The 2,415-nt window shown below is 62.5% G+C and carries 3 protein-coding genes; all 3 read right to left on the bottom strand.

The genetic code is table 11. From position 1 onward, the window contains the following. Positions 1-358: 358 nt before the first annotated feature. Positions 359-1,111, bottom strand: coding sequence for an HAD family hydrolase (locus AC1DY5_RS51490; RefSeq protein WP_478121992.1), 753 nt, complete (start codon positions 1,109-1,111; stop codon positions 359-361). Positions 1,112-1,343: 232 nt separating this feature from the next. Next, positions 1,344-1,517 carry a hypothetical protein gene (locus AC1DY5_RS51485; protein ID WP_478121991.1) on the bottom strand — a complete coding sequence of 58 codons (174 nt, stop codon included), beginning with the start codon at positions 1,515-1,517 and terminating at the stop codon, positions 1,344-1,346. Positions 1,518-1,890: 373 nt separating this feature from the next. Next, the coding region (locus AC1DY5_RS51480; protein ID WP_478121990.1) for an IS630 family transposase at positions 1,891-2,415 on the bottom strand (525 nt) is incomplete at its 5' end.

Here is a 2,415-nt window from a genome sequence, read left to right as displayed (position 1 = left end):
GCCTATGGCGGCGGCTCGCATGCTCCACGTGCGTTCGCGTCAGATCTCTGTCGGCCGCTGGACGCATGCGCCATCGGCTGCGAATCGCCTGTCACATTGCCTGGAGTAAGCCACCATGTTCTCTTGACTATTCCTCTCTGGTCTCCAGCCAGCGGGCCTATTTCCTCGAGGGCCATACGCGCCCGATGGAGTGGCGCAAGGGCCAGCTCGAATCGGTCAAGGCCATGTTCACCGACCACCGCGATGAGCTGTGCGACGCGCTCTGGAATGTTTTCGGCGACTGTGCCGACTCGCTGTTTCCAAGGAATTCCGCACTCACCACGCGTCCGCTCGACGTCGAACGCCATGTCGAACCGGGTCATTTCTGCTGCCACGCGAAGATGCGGCTCCAGTCGTTTTTCATGCTTGCAACCCACCAATTGCGCTGTTTCGCCAGAGCCATGAGGGCGTCCGAAAACACGCTCATCGTTGAATCGGTGTCGTATTCGCGCGCAGCGTCGTCGTGGTGGACCAGCATCATGAATCGCGCGCCGTCACCACCCTCGGCGTATTCGAGCATGTGCTGATCGCCGTCCGAGTTGCCGAAGGCCATGACCGGGCGGCGGCCTACGGCTTGATGGATCTCCACAGGCTTGGCGGCCTTGTCATTGATCCACAGCAGCTTCGCGTCTTTGGTCAGGATCGCCTTGCCGCTCTCGTCGTAGCTGAACGTCGTCCCAGCCGCCGAGCCCACGACCTGATCGCGCGGAACGCCATAGACCCGTTCGCAGTACACGCGCACAAAATCCTGGCCGCCTCCGGTGACGAAGATCGTCTTGTAGCCGTGGGCGCGGACAAACTGCATCACTTCCATCATCGGCTGGTACACGAGGTCGGTGTAGAGGCGTTGATAGCGCGGGTGCTTCGCCGTCGTGATCCAGTCGTGGACGGACTTCTGGAAGACCTCGACCGTCATGCCGGAATGGGTCAGGGCGACAATCTTTAGCAGTTCGGGCAGTGGCACCTTGGCCACGGCTGCGGCGTCGCCTGAGAGCACTGTCTTGAACGGCTCGAGTTCCTTGAGCTTCGGGTCCTTCGCTGCCAACACCGCGACTTGATCGAGGGTGAACATCACTTGCGTGTACTGGGGCTGCTCGACCCAGGTTGTGCCGTCCTGATCGAAGGCCGCGATGCGCTCCTCCGGCTGGACGAACTCCGGGCTGCCCGCCGTGGTGGTTGCCTCTACGAAGGCGATGATCGCCCGCTTGGTGGGCCCGTCGTTCCAGGAGGGTAGTGGATCGGTCATGACGACATTCTTATCAGGTTATGCGTCGAACGAAAAAAAATTCGCTTCCAATCGTCCTTCAGCTGATGACCACCCAGCCGTCCTTCTTCGCCTCGTCGTAGAGCGACTGCGGAAAGGTGCCTACCTTGGTATCGGGCAATCCCTGCGCCGGCCCATAGGCATTTTCGCGCGTGGCGTCGTCGTGCAGCAGCAGCATCGCGAGCCGCGCGCCATCGCCGGCCTTCGGCGGCACGCGATGTGGCGCGCGACGACTCCCTGTCCGGCATTTTTTCAAGTCGCAGCGCCTCGCGCCATCCGGGCGCCCACGCAACGCCACGTACGTGGAGGTGCAGTCGGGGTGCGGCGATCCAATCACCGGCGCAAGCGGGATCGCGCGGGCATTGCGGTCGCGCGACTGCGGCACCTCAACACTTACATCCCCGACAGCCCGCGTGAAGCTTGCCCCTCCCCGGCGCGACTGCGACCGCTCCCAACTGCATAACCTAAAATGAAGCAGCGGGCCCTGCCTTTCGCCTTCGCCCGTCTTAAGGCAGGTGCAGCGGAAGCCGACCTGCGCAGCGCGCCGACCTGCGACTAGTGTAGTGCGCCACCAAGATATGTACTTATTATTTGCCCCTTGCCAGCGCAGCCTTGGCTCGCGTGACCTTTGCCAGAATGTCAGTCGCCCTCGCAGTCCAGATGAAAGGCTTTGGGTTGGCGTTGTGATGGGCCACGTACAGATCGATGGCCAGTTCCAGTTCGGGCACGCTGGTGAAGCTGTCGCGCCGGATGCGGTTCTCCGAGATGTCGCGGAAGAAGCGCTCGACCATGTTSAGCCACGATGCGCTGGTGGGCGTGAAGTGCATGACGAAGCGTGGGTGCTTGGCCAGCCAGGCTTGAACCTCCGGGTGGGTGTGGGTGCCGTAGTTGTCCACGATCAGGTGCAGCTCCAGGTGCTTGGGSGTCTTGCGCTGGATCAGGCGCAGGAACTGCAGCCACTCGACGTGGCGGTGTTGCTGCTGACACATCGAGATCACGGTGCCGTCCAGGGTGTTCAACGCCGCGAACAGCGTGGTCGTGCCATGGCGCTTGTAGTCGTGAGTGACGGTGCCGGCGCGGCCTTTCTTCATCGGCAAGCCCGGCTGGGTGCG

It is taken from the genome of Variovorax sp. P4_D9, assembly GCF_056401695.1.
This window is presented reverse-complemented; position numbering and strand designations above follow the sequence as displayed.